The following is a 17,528-nucleotide window of genomic DNA, read 5'->3' as shown; positions in this document are numbered from 1 at the left end:
CGAATCTCCCTAAGGAACCCTGCGCCATGCGTCTACCTCAGCGCGCCCTGACAGCGGCCGTCGCCGTGTCCGCCCTGGCACTCTCCGTCACCGGATGCTCCGGTGACTCCTCCGCCGACGGCGCCTCCACCGTCCGCTTCGGCTACATCAGCGACTACAACGGCGCGAGCCTGCTGGCCATCGCGGACGAGCAGGGGCTGTGGAAGGAGGAGGGGCTGAAGCCCGAGTACTCGACGTTCACCAACGGCCCGCTCCAGATCCAGGCGCTCGGGTCGGACAACCTCGACTTCGGTTACATCGGCCCAGGTGCCATGTGGCTGCCCGCGTCGGGCAAGGCGAAGGTCGTCGCGATCAACACGCTCGCCCGTGCCGACCGGGTCATAGCCCAGCCCGGCATCACCTCCGTCAAGGACCTCAAGGGCAAGAAGGTCGGTGTGCCCGAGGGCACCTCCGGCGCGATGGCACTCGAACTCGCCCTGCAGAAGGCCGGGATGTCGGACAAGGACATCGAGAAGGTGCCGATGGACCCGTCCACGATCGTCTCGGCGTTCGTGTCCGGGCAGATCGACGGGGCGGGCCTCTGGTACCCGCTGATCGACACCGTCAAGGAGAAGAAGCCGAAGCTCAACGAGGTGGCCAGCACCGCGGACTTCAAGGACCGGGCGTTCCCCACGGCGTTCGTGGCACCCGCGAAGAGCGACGCGAAGCTGAACACCAAGGTCGTCAAGGTCCTCCAGAAGGCCAACGACTGGCGCGCCGCACACCCCGACGAGGCCATCGACGCTGCCGCCTCGCTGCTCAAGGTCGACCGCGCCAAGGTGGCGGCGGACGCGGCCAACGTGGAGACGCTGTCCACGGCGGACCTTGTGGCCAGGACCGAGGACGGCACCGTGGACGGCTGGCTGGACGGGCTGGGCGCGTTCTTCGTGGACACGGGCCAGCTCAAGAAGGCTCCTGCGGCGGACACGTACTACGAGGGCGACCTCTACACGAAGGCGTACAAGAAGTGAACCTGCTGTTCCTGATGACTGATCAGCACCGGGTGGACACCCTGGGCTGTTACGGCAATCCGCACGTCGCCACGCCGAACCTGGACCGACTGGCGGCCACGGGTACGCGCTTCGACCGGTTCTACACGCCCACCGCGATCTGCACGCCCGCCCGGGCGAGTCTGCTCACCGGACAGGCACCGTTCCGCCACCGGCTGCTCGCCAACTACGAGCGCAACGTGGGCTATCTGGAGGACCTGCGGGAGGACGCCTTCACCTTCCCGGAGGCACTGGCCGCGCGCGACTACCGGCTGGGACTCATCGGCAAGTGGCACGGCGGGACCCGGCGCAACGCCGCCTCGTACGGCTTCGAGGGCCCCGACCTCCCGGGCTGGCACAACCCGGTCGACCATCCGGACTACCTGGCCTACCTGGACGAACACGGGCTGCCGCCGTACCGCATCTCCGATCCCGTCCGGGGCACCACCCCGGGCGGGAACCCGGGGAACCTCCTGGCCGCGCGGCTGCACCAGCCGGTGGAGGCGACGTTCGAGCACTATCTCGCCACCCGCGCCATCGAGCACCTGGAGCGGTACGCGGCCGGCGAGGAGCCGTTCTTCCTGGCCACGCACTTCTTCGGCCCGCATCTGCCCTATCTGCTGCCGGACGCCTACTACGACCTCTACGATCCGGAGCTCGTCGAACTACCCCCGTCCGTCGCCGAGACCTTCGAGGGCAAACCGCCGGTGCAGCGCAACTACAGCGCTCACTGGGCCTTCGACACCATCCCCATCGAGACGACCCGCAAGCTGATCGCGGTCTACTGGGGCTACGTCACCCTGATCGACGAGCAGATCGGGCGCATCCTCACCCGTCTGGACGAGCTGGGGCTCAGCGAGGACACCTCGGTGTTCTTCACCGCGGACCACGGCGAGTTCACGGGCGCCCACCGGCTCCACGACAAGGGCCCGGCGATGTACGAGGACATCTACCGCATCCCCGGCATCATCCGGATCCCCGGGGCCGCCCCGCAGGTCAGGGACGAGCTGGTCAGCCTCACCGACTGCACCGCGACGATCCTCGAACTCGCGGGCTGCGACCCGTCCCCGGCGGTGGACAGCCGGAGCCTGGTGCCCCTGGTGAAGGGGGAAACCCCGGACTGGCCGGGCGAGTTGGTCGCCGAGTTCCACGGCCACCACTTCCCATACCCGCAGCGGATGATCCGCGAGGACCGCTACAAGCTCGTCGTCAACCCCGAGTCGGTCAACGAGCTGTACGACCTGCGGGCGGACCCGCACGAGCTCGCCAACCGTTACACGCACCCCGAGTTCAAGGAGGTGCGGGCCCGGTTGATGCGGCGGCTGTACGAGCTGCTGCGGGACCGGGGCGACAACTTCTACCACTGGATGACGTCCATGTACGACATCGGCGTCTCCGACTACGACCCGAGCCTCAGCGCCTTCGAGAACGACGACGAGAACGTCGACACGACCTGGACCGCGACCGCGGGTCCGGGCGGGACACTCACGGAGACCCCATGAGACGCGCACGAAGGACCACCCGCCCCCGTCTCCTCCCCCGGTGGGCGGCGGGGGCGGCCGCCCTGGTCTGGCTGCTCACCCTGGCATCGGCCCCGTCGCACGGCGCCCAGGCACGTCCGTCGGCCCCGTCGCACGACGTTCAGGCCCGTCCGGCCGCCGGAGCGACGTACACCAACCCGGTCTCCGCCGGGGCCGTCGACACCTTCCCCGATCCCACGATGATCCGCGGAAAGGACGGCCTCTGGTACGCGTACGGCACCCAGAACCCGGTCATGCAGAGCAAGGGCGAGGACGGGGAGCGCATGCTGCCGATCCTGCGCTCGGCCGACATGGTGACGTGGGAGTACGCGGGCGAGGTCTTCACTCCGGAGGACAAGCCGGCCTGGCACGACGGTTCACGTCTCTGGGCGCCCGAGGTGCGGTACGCCTTCGGCCTGTACCACCTCTACTACTCCGTGCCCGGGCGCAACACCGTCGGCCTCGTCACGTCGCCGTCGCCGACGGGACCGTGGACCGACAAGGGTGCCGTGCTGCCCTCACCGAGCGGCTGCCCGGCGGGCAACATCGACCAGGCCCAGTTCACGGACACGGACGGCACTCCCTACCTGTACTGGGGCAGTTACGACACGATCTGCGTCGCGAAGCTGAACGCCGACCTGACCCGGACCGAGGGTGAGGTGACCCAGGTGGCCCGTGGCCGCCGGGTCGAGGGCGGCTTCGTCGTGCGGCGCGACGACTTCTACTACCTCTTCTACTCCGACGCGGGCTGCTGCGACGGCGCCTACAGCGGCTACCAGGTGAAGGTGGGCCGGTCCACCAGCCCCACCGGCCCGTTCACCGACGACGAGGGCACCGACCTGATGGCCCTCACCAGCAAGGCGGGCGTCGTCGCCGGGGCGAACGGCAACCGGTGGATCGGCCCCGGCCACAACGCGATCCAGACCGACCTCGCCGGCCAGGACTGGCTGGCCTACCACGGCATCCCCGCCGAGTCCCCGGACCTCGCGCCCGCGTCGAACGGCACCCTGAAGCTGACCCGGCGCCCGATGCTCATCGACCGGCTCGACTGGATCGACGGCTGGCCCGTCGTACGGGCGGGCGCGGGACCCTCGGACGGGCCTACCGCCGCGCCGGTCACCTCATGGGCGGCGGGCGGCACCTTCAACACGGGCGGCCTGAAGGACTGGCGCGCCGAGGGCGCCCGCACCTCCGGATGGTCCACGGCGTCCGACCCCGCCGCACGCGGCTACGCGCAGCACACCCCCGGGCCGTCCCGCACGGATGCCGCCTACCTCCTCGCCGGCGGACGCGCGCCCGCGGACCTGCGGGCCGAGGCGGATCTGAAGGTGACGGCCGCGGGCGGCGCGGCGGGTCTCACCGTCGCCTACCGGGACCCCGGCAACAGGATCGTGGCCTGGCTCGACCGGGCTCGGGGGGCTCTCGTCACCGACGTACGCGTGGGCGGCAGAAGCCGCGGTGAGCAGGCCACGCCACTGCCGGCCGGATTCTCGTGGGGCACCTGGAACAACGTGTCCGTCGAGATACGCGGGAGGCGGCTGACCGCAGAGGTCACCGGTGACCGGCTGCGGGACCCGGTGGCCCTGCAGTCCCGCGCCCTTCCGGCCGCGGCCGTACGCAAGGGTGCGGTCGGCGCGGCGGCGAAGGGCTCCGGTGCCGCGGCGGACAACGTGGGTGCGGCAGCCCTGTACCGGCCGGTGACGAAGCGGGTGGCCGTCGCTCCGCCGGGGCGGCTGCTCCCGGGCCACAGCGACGAGTTCGACACCGCCACGGTCCCGGGCACGAGCACTCCTTCCCCCTGGCAGTGGGTACGCGGGCCGGCCGCGGGGGTCTCCATGACCGGCGGCGCACTCTCCTGGCCGACCCGGAACGCCGAGCTGTACCTGGGCGACAACACCGCCTCCGTGCTGCTGCGGGACGCGCCCGAAGGTGACTTCACGGTGGAGACGAAGCTGCGGTTCGCTCCCGACCGGGCGGCCCAGCAGGCCGGTCTCGTCCTGTACGAGAACGACGACCGGTGGTTCAAGCTCGTCCATTCCGTGCTGCCGCTCACCAACGGCGACGGGGCCGTGCTCCATGTCAGCGAGTTCGGGAAGGAGGGCGAGCGCCCCACGACGACTCCGCCGACGGCGGTGGCCAACGCCCCGATGTTCGGGGGCCCCACCGCGGACACCATGTGGATGCGGATGGCCTACCACCTCGACACAGAGCACGGGGAGCACGAGGTACGCGCGTCCACCAGCCGTGACGGCGTCCACTGGTCCCCGGGCGGCACCTGGACCCTCCCGGTGCGCGGCGCGCTGAGGATCGGCCTGGTGTCCCACAACCGGTCCGGCGCGACTGCGGAGTTCGACTACGTACGGACGTACGCCGCCAGGTGAATCCATCCGCCGATTCCTGAACCGATGTCCCGTCAGATCTCACGCTCCGTCACCGAGGAGGACACCAGCAGGGGTCGTCACTACGGCGCAGTCATCAGTTCTTGTCGACAACAGGCCCTGACGCACCCGTTGTTGCACATCTCTTGACGCGTTCGTAACAAGGGTGGAGTATCTCGCACAGCCGGAGAGAGCGCTCTCCGGCTGTGCGCGTCGTGTACCCGCCCCACGACAGAGGAGACTCCCGTGTACGCACCCCCCGACCTCCGCAGACCCCTCCCGCCGACCGGAAGGCGCGTCGGTGTGCTGGCCGTCGTCGCCGGCCTCGTGCTCTCACTGCTGGCCCTGGTCCCCCAGCCCTCCGCGAGCGCCGCTGCCTCACTGCTCTCCCAGGGCAAGGCAGTCACCTCGTCCAGCCAGGAGAACGCCGGCACCCCCGCCTCCGCGGCGGTGGACGGCGACAACGGGACGCGCTGGTCCAGCGCCTTCTCCGACCCCCAGTGGCTCAAGGTCGACCTCGGAGTCTCCGCCTCGGTGAGCCAGATCGTGCTGCGGTGGGAGGCGGCCTACTCCACCACCTACCGGATCGAGTTCTCCTCGGACAACAGCACATGGAACACGGCCTACTCCACAACCACCGGTCCAGGCGGCACCGAGACCCTCAACGTCTCCGGCACCGCCCGCTACGTCCGGCTGACGGGCACCGCGCGCGCAACCGGCTACGGCCACTCACTCTGGGAGTTCCAGGTGTTCGGCACGACCGGCGGCGGCGACCCGCAGATCCCCGGCGGCGGTGACCTCGGCCCCAACGTGCTGGTCTTCGACCCCTCGACACCGAACATCCAGGGCAAGGTCGACGAGATCTTCAAGAAGCAGGAGTCCGCACAGTTCGGCAGCGACCGCTACGCCCTGATGTTCAAGCCCGGCACCTACAACAACATCAACGCGCAGATCGGCTTCTACACCTCCATCGCGGGCCTCGGCCTGAAGCCGGACGACACCACCTTCAACGGTGACGTCACCGTCGACGCCGGCTGGTTCAACGGCAACGCCACCCAGAACTTCTGGCGTTCGGCCGAGAACCTCGCCCTCAACCCCGTCAACGGCACCAACCGCTGGGCCGTCTCCCAGGCCGCCCCCTTCCGCCGCATGCACGTCAAGGGCGGACTCAACCTCGCGCCGAACGGCTACGGCTGGGCCAGCGGCGGATACATCGCCGACAGCAAGATCGACGGCCAGGTCGGCCCCTACTCGCAGCAGCAGTGGTACACGCGCGACAGCTCCATCGGCAGCTGGGGCAACGGCGTCTGGAACATGACGTTCTCCGGCGTCGAGGGCGCACCCGCCCAGAGCTTCCCCGAGCCGCCGTACACGACCCTGAACAACACCCCGGTCTCCCGCGAGAAGCCGTTCCTCTACCTCGACGGCAACGACTACAAGGTCTTCGTCCCCGCCAAGCGCACCAACGCACGCGGCGTCTCCTGGAACGGAACCCCGCAGGGCGAGTCCATCCCGCTGAGCCAGTTCTACGTGGTGAAGCCCGGCGCCACCGCGCAGACCATCAACGCCGCGGTCCGCCAGGGCCTGCACCTGCTGTTCACCCCGGGTGTCTACCACGTGAACGAGCCCATCGAGATCAACCGGGCGAACACCGTGGCCCTCGGTCTCGGCCTCGCCACGATCATCCCGGACAACGGGGTGACCGCGATCAAGGTCGGCGACGTCGACGGCGTCAAGCTCGCCGGACTCCTCGTGGACGCCGGTACACAGAACTCCTCGGTGCTCGTGCAGGTGGGCCCCCAGGGCGCCTCGGCCGATCACTCGGCCAACCCCACCAGCCTCCAGGACGTGTTCGTCCGGGTCGGCGGCGCGGGCGCCGGCAAGGCGACCACCGGCATGGTCGTCAACAGCGACGACACGATCATCGACCACACATGGCTCTGGCGCGCCGACCACGGCGACGGCGTGGGCTGGGAGACCAACCGGTCCGACTACGGGCTGACGGTCAACGGTGACGACGTGCTGGCCACCGGGCTGTTCGTCGAGCACTTCAACAAGTACGACGTCCAGTGGAACGGCGAGAACGGCAAGACGATCTTCTTCCAGAACGAGAAGGCGTACGACGCTCCCAACCAGGCAGCCATCCAGAACGGTGACATCAGGGGCTACGCCGCCTACAAGGTGGCCGACTCCGTCACCACCCACGAGGGCTGGGGCATGGGGAGTTACTGCTACTTCAACGTCGACCCGACCATCCGCCAGCAGCACGGCTTCCAGGCCCCGGTGAAGCCCGGAGTGAAGTTCCACGACCTGCTCGTCGTGTCGCTCGGCGGCCAGGGACAGTACGACCACGTCATCAACAACACCGGATCACCCACATCGGGTACGTCGACCATCCCGTCCCAGGTGGTGTCCTTCCCCTGAGCCGGGGTGAGATGAGCGGAGTCGGCTCATCGGACGGCGCGGGGCCCGGCAGGAGTGTTCCTGCCGGGCCCCGCGTCCTGTCACCGGCCCGCCGCGGCCGGGGTCGTTCTCGTGCCGCTAGTTTCCGGCGGCCGCCCGCCTCCGGACGGCGTAGAAGATCCCGCCGCCCGCGAGCAGCGCCGCCGCCGACGCCCCCAGCACGGGGAGGGTGGAGTCGGAGCCGGTCGCCGCCAGGCCGCCGGCGGTCGTCTGCGTGTCGGATCCCCCCGTGGTGGAACCACCGGACGCCGACGAGGACGCCGACCCGCCCGAGGCCGTGTCCGAACCGCCGGACGTGCTACCTCCGGAGGCAGCCGTGCCTCCCGTGGACGCGGAACCGGCGGCCGAGGAGCCCTCCGTCGAGGAACCACCCGAAGACGAGCCGCCTGTCGTGCCGCCATCGGCGTCGATCACGATCGCGGCGGTGTCGTTGGCCGCGTTCCCGTCGAAGGGCCGGGCCTCCCCCGCGAAGGAGATCTTCCCGGTCGCGCCCTCGACGGCCTTGTCGATCCGCAGGACGAACGGGTAGGTCTCGCCGCGCTGCTCGTCCACCCACGACTGCGAGGTCCCGCAGCTGTAGTGGGTCGGCGTGACCGGGCTGCAGAAGTCGTGCGCCTTCACGACCGTGGTGCCCGGCGGGATCCTGACGTCGACGGTCGCGGCGCCCTGCCCCAGGTCGCGGTAGACCCAGGCCGGGCCCTCGTTGACGAACTTCACCGTGGCGGTGACCTTGTCGCCCACCTCGCCGCGGAGTTCGGCTCCGGCCAGCGCGAAGTCGGCCGTGTTCTCGGACGCCACCTCGGTGGACACGTAGGTCTCGTCATGGCTCGCCCGGTCACCCTCGGTCGCCGGCGCCTTCTCGATCAGCTCCAGCGGGGCACCCGTGCCCGGCTCGCCGTCGGACGGGGCCTGCCCGGAGGCCTCGACGCTCATGGAGACCTTGTCGCGCAGCGCGTTGTCCCGTGCCTGGAGGCCGAGGGGCCGCTCCGGCACATAGACGACACCGGGCTTCAGCGGCTGCTCGATCGCACACACCGCGACCTGCCGCTCAGGCTCCTCGTCGGCGGCCGGCTCCTTCGAGTACAGGCAGTTCGAGTAGGTCTCCGCGGTGTCGAGCCCCCGGGTGACCGAGTACGTCACCCAGACCTTCCCGGCCTCTTCGGTTCCCTTGTTCAGCACCGAGAACGGCACGTCCACGCCACTGCCCGGCTGTGCACCCGTGACCGGCGCCAACGGGCCGATCCCCAGGTCGGGCTCCGCTGCGACGGCGACGGCCGGCAGGGAGGCGAGACCGGTCAGCGCAGCGGCGGCGAGTACGCCGGCCGCGGTGCGTGAAGGGCGGCGACGGGCAGAAGCGTGAGTCATCGAAGTTCCCTCATGATGGCGTACAGATGCGGAAAGGCCGTCTCCGACGCGGCACTTCCTGCTGTGGCAGACGGTCACGGCCGTCGAACGGTTGCACGCGCACACGGTTCGGCCCCGATCACCACGCTCCCTTCACACGCCTCGCCGTGCCGTCCGGCGGAGCTCACGCACCGGTCCGCCGGACGCCGAAGAGCTGCTCCAGATACGCGGGCAGCGCCGGGCCGTCCGCCGGGACGGTGCGCAGTCCGAGGTGGCCGTCGGGCCGTACGAGGAAGGCCTCGCCGCCCCGCGCGCCGTAGGTGCGCCGGAACTCGTCGAGTGTGTCGTGGACGACGGGCAGGCCCGGAGCGGGTGCCTCCAGCCCGGGGGCGAGAACCGCACAGGCGTTCAGCAGACCGGGGGCGGCCCGCTCGGCGGAAACCGCCACCACGTCGGACGCCCTCAGCCGGTCCTCCTGGTCGGCGTAGAGGAGCAGGGTGTGCTCGCGTTCCCGGAGCAGGGTGAACAGCCGGACGGGGAAGGACGCCAGCGCGTACGCGAGTCCGCCGCAGTCGGGCGCCCGGTCACCGGGTGCGGGGCCGTCGGGGGCGGAGCCGTCCGGTTCCACGATCGGGCTGCCCCGGTAGCCGACGAGGAGCTGCGCCTCGCGCAGCAACGTCGTCGTGGGGTCGTCCGGGCCGGTCCGGATGCCGCTCCGCACATGGCGCAGGGTGCGCGCCACCACTTCCTCACCGACCGGGCGGCGTTCGGCGTCGTAGCTCTCCAGCAGGTCGGCACCCGCGCGGCCCCGCACCGCGGCCGCGAGCTTCCACGCGAGGTTGAACGCGTCCTGGACACCGGTGTTCATCCCCTGGGCGCCCGTGGGCGGGTGGATGTGCGCGGCGTCCCCTGCCACGAAGACCCGTCCGCGGCGGTACCGGTCGACGATGCGGTGGCTGATGCGGAACACCGAGGACCAGCGCAGCGAGGAGGCGGTCGTGGGGCGGGGAGAGAGCCGGTCGAGCACCGCCTGGATGTGTTCGATTCCGGGTACCGGGCCGTGTCCGCCGCTGAGGCCGTGCGCGATGCCGTCCGTGTCCTGCCCAGCGGTCCGGGACAGTTCGGGCGGGGTCGCCATCGACATCCGGTAACGGTGGTCGCCGGGCAGCGGGATGCACACCAGGATGTCGTCCGGGTGCCCGTCGACGGAGCGCGAGGCCCGGATCCCGTAGCCGGACGGCAGGTCCCAGTCGACCTCGACATCGCCCAGCATGTACTCCTGGGGCAGGGCCGCGCCTTCGAAGGACAGGCCGAGCCCTTTGCGTACGACGCTGTGGGCGCCGTCGCATCCCAGGAGGTAGCGGGCCGTCAGCTCCTCGGTCCCGCCCGTCGGCAGCGAGAGGACGGCCCTGACCTCACCGGCGTCCTGCTCGAAGGAGACGAGTTCGGTGCCGCGTTCGACGTGTCCTCCCCTGCGCCGGAGCAGGTCCTCGAGCAGCCGCTCGGTCTCGTACTGCGGGAGGGCGGCGAAGCCGTACGGCACCTCGGGCGGGAGTTCCAGTTCGATGCGCGGGCCTTCCTCGCCGTTCACGTAGAGGAGTTGCCCCTTGAGCGGGACGGCCGTCTCCAGTGCCTCACGGACCATCCCCATCCGGTCCCAGATCTCCAGGGTCCGGGGCTGGACGCCCACGGCCCGCGCATAGGGAAGCCGTTCCGGGAGACGGTCGACGACCCGGCACGACACCCCGCGCCGGGACAGTTCGGACGCTGCCGTCAGGCCGACGGGCCCCGCCCCCGCGATCAGCACATCGACGTCGGCCACGGGTACCTCCCTGGGGCGGTGCGTTCAGTCCAATGCACCACACGGGGGTCGGTATGTCCATTTCGTGATGCTGGCGGGCCGGTGCCGGGAGAACCGCTCCCGGCACCGGCCCGCGGGCGTCAGGAGGCTGTGCAGGCCTCACCGCCCAGCGTGAACGCGGCCGGCGCGGTGGCGGCGCCCGTCGACGTGCCGGTGAAGCCGAAGCCCGCCGAGGATCCGGGCGCGACCTTGCCGTTCCAGCCGACGTTCGTCGCGGTCACCTTCGCCCCGGTCTGCTGGTGGGTGGCGTTCCACATCTGGGTGACCTTCTGGTCACCCGGGAAGGACCAGCCCAGCTGCCATCCGTCGTAGGCCGCGCCGCCGGTGTTGGTGAGCGTCACCTCCGCCTGGAATCCGCCGGACCACTGGTTGGTGACCTTGTACGTCACCTTGCAGTCGGCGTCCGCCGGCTCCTCCGGTTCGGGGTCGGTGCCGGGGTCCGTGCCACCACCACCGGTGTCGGAGGACTCGCCGACCTGGATGCCCCGGCCGTTCGTGGAGACGTAGACCCTGCCGTAGACCCGCGGGTCCCCGGTGATCGCAGCGCCGGTCCAGGCCCACTGGTGCGCGTCGTCGTTGATCCGCGTCCAGGTGGCGCCCGCGTCCGTGGACCGGAAGATGCCGCGCACCCCGCCGATCTTCGCGCTGACGAAGACGGTCTGGTAGGAGGCTCCGGTGGCCGCCTTGCCGAAGCCGACGCTGTCGGCCTGCTGCACGCCGGTGAACTTGGTGAAGCTCGTGCCGGAGTCGGTGGAGCGCCAGAGGCCGTAGGCGCCCGTGGAGGCGCCGCCCGCGAGCCAGATGTCGCCCTCGGAGCCGGGCAGCGCCTTGAAGCGGACGTTGCCTTCGGCCGGGAGCCCCGTCGCCTTCGCGGTGAACGTGGCTCCGCCGTCGGTCGACACGTAGAAGGTGCCGGCCTTGAATCCGTAGAACTTCTTCGGGTTCTTCCGGTCCGACTCGACCGTCGCCCCCGCGGGGATCCCGGTGGAGGCGGTCCAGGAGTTGCCGTAACCGGTGGTGCGGTGGACCGCGGCGCCTTCGGGGCTCCAGACGAAGCCGCTGCCGTCCGCCGCGGCGGCGACCGTGCCCCCGCCGGTGACCCCGGAAGGTTCGGATCCCTGGAACCAGTTGGCGCCGTTGTCGGTGGAGAAGCCGATGTGCGGTGCCGCGTCGGCGTTGCCGACCCGTACGACCGTGCCGGGGGAAGCCTCAGCGAAGTCCAGGCTGGTGGTCGAGTCCAGGTTCGGCGAGGTGAACATCATCGCGGGCACCGCGTCGAGGTCCGTGTGCCGGAAGCCTCCGATGTCACCGAGGGCGCTCAGCAGCGGCGCGCCGGAGGGCGGGCTCGCCAGGTCGTTGACGGCCGTCTCCTCCAGGCCCTTGATCATGGGCGTGATCTTGAACTTGCCGCCGGAGTCCCAGGAGGTGAGGTTCTCGGTGCCGTAGACCGTCGCGCCCGTGCCGTACATCATCCGGTTCGAGTCGAACGGGTCGATCTCCAGGGACTCCGTCATCCAGCCCAGCTTGGGCGCGGTCTCCGGCGGTGACGGGTTCGCGCCCCAGCTGAGCCAGGGCACGGAGGAGACGTCCAGGGTGTACCGGTCGGCCCGGTTCGGATAGCTCGTGAAGTCCCAGGCCTTGGTCCAGGTGGCGCCGCTGTCCGTGGAACGGAAGATCTGGGTGTCCGGCCACCAGGAGCTGTAGGCGGTCGCCATCAGGGTGCCGGGCTTCTGCCGGTCGACGGAGAGGCCGCTGAAGCCGTAGTAGGTGTCGGCCTCCGCGACGGGGCTGACGTCGCTCCACGCGCCGGAGCGGGTGTCGTACCGCCAGACCTGCCCCTTGGCACCGTCGTACGGGCCGCCGGTGTCACTGAGCGTCAGGTAGAGGTAGCCGGTACCGGAGTCGAGTACGCCCTTGTGGGCGAGGTAGCCGGTCGGCTGGCCGGCGATCCGGGACCAGGTGGCGCCGCCGTCCGTGGAGCGGTAGACGGTGTTCTGCTTGTCGGCGACACCGACGTAGATGTCCTGGGTGGCGCTGCCCGCGCTGCCGGAACGCTCGTCGAAGGTCACCCAGACGATGCCCTGGTTGTCGTTGCCGTATCCGCTGGTGTCGGTCGGGTCCTGTGCGTAGTTGCCGGGGTTCGGGAAGGCCGTCACCTGCGACCAGGTGACCCCCGAGTCGGTGGACCGCCACAGCCCGTTGCCGCTGGGGGCTCCGAGGTAGAGCACGGAGTTCTTGTTCGGGTCGACCGCGAGCCGCTCCCCCATCCCGCGTCCCGGCATGTTGCCGCCGAGCTTGAAGGGAAGGGTGGCCGCCTTCCAGGAGGCGCCACGGTCCGAGGAACGCAGGACCGCTCCGTTCGTCGGGTCCCAGCTGTTGGTGTACGTGCCGACGGCGGCGTACACGTTGTCGGGGTCGGCGGTGTCGGAGGCGAGACCCACCACCCCCGACCACCCCCACCGGTCCCAGTCCACCCAGTCCAGCAGCGGCTTCCACTGCTTGCCCGCCTGGTCCCAGCGGTAGGCGCCACCGATGTCGGTGCGCGCGTAGGCGAGGTTCTTCTCGGACCGGTTGAAGACGATGCCCGGCACGAAGCCGCCGCCGTCGATCCGCGCGTTCTTCCAGGTGTAGGTGTCCGCCGCGAGGGACACATCGGATGCTTCGGCCGTGGCGGGACCGTCGTCCGAGCGTGCGACGGCCGGGGGTCCGGTGACCGCCAACCCGGCGGTGAGAGCAAATGCCGCCAGTAGGGCGGCGATCGGTCTGGCGCTCAAGCGCACGGAAACGTCCTCTCCGAGCTGGTCCGCCGCTCAGCGGCGGTACGGGACTGACACAGAGGTGGGAGCGCTCCCATAGAGCAACCCGATGGTAGCGCCGCGTGTCGCCCGAGTGAAGAGTGGCGCAGTCGTTTCATCGGATGAATCGCCCGTCGCCTTCGCACCCGCCACACACCCGGCCTCGCGCCGACCTGCCGCACCCTCACCGACCGGGTGGCCCGCGACAACGGGACGACACACCCTCTCCACACATCCGAAGGCCGCGTGACGTACCGGACACGGGAAACCGGAAAACGCTTCATAAATTCGCCACCCATTCACCGGAATGGGTCCGCCGGAAATAGAGATCCGCTCATCTTTTACAGTGGCGTGAATACCGATACTTTCCGACTCTCTCCCGCAAGGCTCCTCACCGCGGACCGGAATCAAGGGTCGGCCGAATCAAGGAAATCTGCACACGGCGTGCGCACACCGATCACCGCACTCGGCACAGAACCGCAGGTCCGGACGGGGCGCAGAGTCGATTGGGGCCGGAGTGCCCCACTTGGGGGGCGTGAAGTTGCGACGACACCGAATTCCTCCGGTGAAGCTCGTGAAGAATCTGCCGCCACGAAATGACCGATTCTGCACGTACGTCGATTACAGCGGGCCCTCAACCACAGATCCGCCTCGGTTCGATTGGCTGTACGAGGCGAAGGCGTGCTTTGATCCTGGGCCATACGGAGGCCGCAGCACGGGTTTCCGCATATAGGCAATTCACTTACGAAGGGCGCTCATCATGAACTACACCCCCCAGGTCGAGACCGCCGAGATCTCCGACAGCGACCTCGACAACGTCTCGGGCGGCCTCGTCGGCGGCCTCGTCGGCAACGTCACGGGCACCGTCGAGGGCATCGTCCCGGTCTCCGGCGTCGTCGGCTCGGTCACCGGTCTCGTCGAGGGTGCCACCGGCGTGAACACCGGCGCGGTCACCGGTCTGGCCACCGGCCTGACCGCCGGTCTCTGAGACACGGCAGTACCCGTCCGAGCCCCGGAACCCGTCGGTTCCGGGGCTCGGCGCCGATCGCTGACAGTGAGGGACGAGTTCCGTGCAGTTCCGCCAGCAGGCCCTTTCCAAGCTGCAGTCGCCCGAACAGCTCGACCTTCCGGTGCGGTTCGCCCGCCCGCAGGGCCTGCTCGTCCTCTGTGTCACCGTCCTCGTGATGGCCGCGGCCTGCTTCTGGGCCGTGACGGGCTCCGTCACCGGCACCCTCGACGCGCCCGGCATCCTCACCCACGCGCGCGGCAGTTACATCCTGCAGAGCCCGGTCGCCGGGCAGATCACCGAGGTGCTCGCCGACGAGGGCGAGACCCTGCCCCGCGACTCCCCGCTGCTCAAGGTCCGTACGGACCGGGGTGAGCGCGTCGTCCGTACGATCAACGCCGGCCGGCTCACCTCCGTGACCGCCACGATCGGCGCGGTGGTCACCACCGGCGCGGACGTGGCGAGCGTCGAGCGGATCGACGGCGCCGACGATCCGCTGGTCGTCCTTCTGTACGTGCCCGGCAGCAGTGCGGCCTCCGTCCCGGTGGGCGCCTCCGTCGATCTGACCGTCCAGTCCGTGCCCGCCCAGCAGTACGGCGTGCTGCGCGGCAAGGTGGCCGCGGTCGGCAGGGCTGCGCAGACGCAGCAGCAGATCACCCGCTTCCTCGGCGACGCCCAGCTCGGCGAACAGTTCTCCCGGCACGGCAGGCCGTCGGCGGTCCTGGTGAAACTGGAGCGCTCGGACTCCACGAAGTCCGGTTTCCGGTGGTCGTCGGCCGACGGACCTCCGTACGCGATCGGCTCCATGACCCTGGCCACCGGTTCCGTCCGGCTCGCCGACCAGCGCCCGATCGATTGGCTGCTCCCGTGACCGCTCCGCACCCGTCCCCCACCGCCCAGCAGCTGCCGCCCCCGGGCCGCGGCAGGCACCGGCCGGAAGCGGGCCGGCGACGGACGGGCGGCGCGCCGAAGGCCGGCCGGACGAAGACGGTGCGCACGCCCACCGTGCTCCAGATGGAGGCCCTGGAGTGCGGGGCCGCCTCGTTGGCCATGGTGCTCGGTCACTACGGCCGCCACGTGCCGCTGGAGGAACTGCGGATCGCCTGCGGTGTCTCGCGCGACGGGTCCCGCGCCAGCAACGTGCTCAAGGCCGCGCGAAGTTACGGCCTCCAGGCCAAGGGCATGCAGATGGAACCGGCGGCCCTCGCCGAGGTCCGGGCCCCCGCGATCCTGTTCTGGGAGTTCAACCACTACGTCGTCTACGACGGCATGGGACGCCGCCTCGGACGGCGGGGCGTGCACATCAACGACCCCGACAAGGGGCGCCGGTTCGTGCCCGCCGAGGACTTCGACACCAGCTTCACCGGAGTCGCCCTGGTCCTCGAACCGGGTGAGGGCTTCCGGCGCGGCGGCCGGAAGCCCGGTGTCATGGCCGCGTTGCCGGGCCGCCTGCGCGGCACCACGGGCACGATGCTGGTCGCCCTGCTCGCCAGCCTGCTGCTGGTGGCCGTCGGCGCCACGCTGCCGGCCCTGAGCCGCACCTACATCGACATGTTCATGATTGGCGAACAGACGTCCTTGCTGGGCGTGCTGTTCGCCGCGATGGGCTCCATGGTCGCCCTCACCGTCGTCCTGACATGGCTGCAGCAGGCGAATCTGCTGCGTGGGCGCATCATCTCGTCCACGCTCGGCAGCGCGCGCTTCTTCCGGCATCTGCTCCGGCTGCCGGTCACCTTCTTCTCGCAGCGCAGCCCGGCCGACCTCGTCCAGCGCCTGCAGTCGAACGACGCCGTGGCCGAGACCCTCGCACGGGACCTCACCGCGGCGGGAGTGGACGGCATCGTCGTCCTGCTCTACGCGTTCCTGCTGTGGACGTACGATCCGCAGCTGACCGTCATCGGGGTGGGCATCGCCCTGCTCAACGTGGTCGCCATGCGCATCGTCGTGCGGCTGCGGGCCACCGGCACCCAGAAGCTGCGGGCCGACAGCGCACGGCTGACGAACACCTCGTACACCGGGCTCCAGCTGATCGAGACGATGAAGGCCACGGGCGGCGAGAACGGGTACTTCCGCCGGTGGGCCGGGCAGCACGCGACGACGCTGGAGGAGCAGCAGCGCCTCGGGGTGCCGAGCGCCTGGCTGGGCGTCGTCGCCCCTGCCCTCGCGACGCTCAACAGCGCGCTGATCCTGTGGATCGGGGGCCTGCGGGCCGTGGAGGGGCACCTCTCGATCGGTCTGCTGGTGGCCTTCCAGGCCCTGGTGACGCGTTTCACCGCGCCGGTGACCCGGCTCAACGGGGTGGCGGGCCGGGTCCAGGACTTCGCGGCCGACGTGGCCCGGCTCAAGGACGTCGAGAACTTCCCGGTCGACCCGCTGTACTCCCGTCGCGAACCGGCCGCGAGCACCAGGCGGCTCAAGGGGCATGTGACGCTGGAGGACATCACCTTCGGCTACAGCCCGCTCGACAAGCCCCTGCTCACCGGCTTCTCCCTGTCCGTGGGACCGGGGCAGCAGGTGGCGCTCGTCGGAGGGTCCGGCAGTGGCAAGTCGACGGTCTCGCGGCTCATCTCGGGGCTGTACAGCCCGTGGGAGGGCACGATCCGCATCGACGGGCAGCGCCTGGAGGACATCCCCAGGGGCGCTCTTGCCGCGTCGGTGTCCTTCGTCGACCAGGACGTCTTCCTCTTCGAGGGGACGGTCCGGGACAACGTGGCGCTGTGGGACCCCTCGGTCCCGGACGACGCCGTGACCGAGGCGCTGCGGGACGCCGCCCTGTACGACGTCGTCGCGCGCCGCCCCAGCGGCATCCACAGCCGGGTGGAGCAGGACGGCCGGAACTTCTCGGGCGGGCAGCGACAGCGCCTGGAGATCGCCCGGGCGCTCGTGCGCCGCCCCAGCATCCTGGTCCTGGACGAGGTCACCAGCGCGCTGGACGCCGAGACCGAGCGCGTCATCATCGACAACCTGCGGCGGCGGGGCTGTGCCTGCGTCGTGATCGCCCACCGGCTGAGCACCGTGCGCGACAGCGACGAGATCGTGGTCCTGGACCACGGGACCGTCGTGGAGCGCGGCAGGCACGAGCAGCTGGCGGCCGCCGGCGGGCCCTACGCCGATCTGGTCAGGGAGCACTGAC

Annotated in this window: 10 protein-coding genes; 7 read left to right on the top strand and 3 right to left on the bottom strand. The window is 70.3% G+C overall.

Annotated features, from left to right (window positions below; genetic code table 11):
- Positions 1-26: 26 nt before the first annotated feature.
- The 4 genes from P8A20_RS33260 (at position 27) to P8A20_RS33245 (ending at position 7,350) form a co-directional block, all read left to right on the top strand.
- Positions 27-1,010 carry an aliphatic sulfonate ABC transporter substrate-binding protein gene (locus P8A20_RS33260; protein ID WP_147960558.1) on the top strand — a complete coding sequence of 328 codons (984 nt, stop codon included), beginning with the start codon at positions 27-29 and terminating at the stop codon, positions 1,008-1,010.
- A complete protein-coding gene (locus tag P8A20_RS33255; RefSeq protein ID WP_306104834.1) occupies positions 1,007-2,530 on the top strand; it encodes a sulfatase family protein in 1,524 nt (507 codons plus the stop codon). The genes P8A20_RS33260 and P8A20_RS33255 overlap by 4 nt, the downstream gene beginning before the upstream one ends.
- Positions 2,527-4,929 carry a glycoside hydrolase family 43 protein gene (locus P8A20_RS33250; RefSeq protein WP_306104833.1) on the top strand — a complete coding sequence of 801 codons (2,403 nt, stop codon included), beginning with the start codon at positions 2,527-2,529 and terminating at the stop codon, positions 4,927-4,929. Before P8A20_RS33255 ends, P8A20_RS33250 begins: the two co-directional genes overlap by 4 nt.
- 243 nt (positions 4,930-5,172) lie before the next feature.
- Positions 5,173-7,350 carry a discoidin domain-containing protein gene (locus tag P8A20_RS33245; protein ID WP_147960560.1) on the top strand — a complete coding sequence of 726 codons (2,178 nt, stop codon included), beginning with the start codon at positions 5,173-5,175 and terminating at the stop codon, positions 7,348-7,350.
- Positions 7,351-7,467: 117 nt separating this feature from the next.
- Here the strand turns inward: P8A20_RS33245 and P8A20_RS33240 are convergent, their stop codons facing one another.
- The 3 genes from P8A20_RS33240 to P8A20_RS33230 form a co-directional block, all read right to left on the bottom strand.
- Positions 7,468-8,754, bottom strand: a complete 1,287-nt coding sequence (locus P8A20_RS33240; RefSeq protein ID WP_147960561.1) for a COG1361 family protein — start codon at positions 8,752-8,754, stop codon at positions 7,468-7,470.
- Between the two features lie 163 nt (positions 8,755-8,917).
- A complete protein-coding gene (locus P8A20_RS33235; RefSeq protein WP_306104832.1) occupies positions 8,918-10,555 on the bottom strand; it encodes an FAD-dependent monooxygenase in 1,638 nt (545 codons plus the stop codon).
- Between the two features lie 119 nt (positions 10,556-10,674).
- Entirely contained in the window at positions 10,675-13,374 is a 2,700-nt protein-coding gene (locus tag P8A20_RS33230) for a cellulose binding domain-containing protein (RefSeq protein ID WP_371934423.1), read from the bottom strand.
- A 775-nt stretch (positions 13,375-14,149) separates the two neighbouring features.
- On the opposite strand from P8A20_RS33230, the gene P8A20_RS33225 reads away from it, so the two are divergent.
- The 3 genes from P8A20_RS33225 to P8A20_RS33215 all read left to right on the top strand — a co-directional run bounded on the left by P8A20_RS33225 (position 14,150) and on the right by P8A20_RS33215 (position 17,527).
- Positions 14,150-14,377 (top strand): type A2 lantipeptide, encoded by a 228-nt coding sequence (locus P8A20_RS33225; RefSeq protein WP_147961210.1) that lies wholly within the window; start codon positions 14,150-14,152, stop codon positions 14,375-14,377.
- Between the two features lie 82 nt (positions 14,378-14,459).
- Positions 14,460-15,266: an HlyD family efflux transporter periplasmic adaptor subunit gene (locus P8A20_RS33220; RefSeq protein WP_306104831.1), complete on the top strand. Its 807-nt coding sequence runs from the start codon at positions 14,460-14,462 to the stop codon at positions 15,264-15,266.
- Positions 15,263-17,527, top strand: a complete 2,265-nt coding sequence (locus tag P8A20_RS33215; protein WP_306104830.1) for an NHLP family bacteriocin export ABC transporter peptidase/permease/ATPase subunit — start codon at positions 15,263-15,265, stop codon at positions 17,525-17,527. Before P8A20_RS33220 ends, P8A20_RS33215 begins: the two co-directional genes overlap by 4 nt.
- Position 17,528 lies beyond the last annotated feature (1 nt).

Source organism: Streptomyces sp. Alt3, from assembly GCF_030719215.1.
Taxonomy (GTDB): Bacteria; Actinomycetota; Actinomycetes; order Streptomycetales; family Streptomycetaceae; genus Streptomyces; species Streptomyces glycanivorans.
This window is presented reverse-complemented; position numbering and strand designations above follow the sequence as displayed.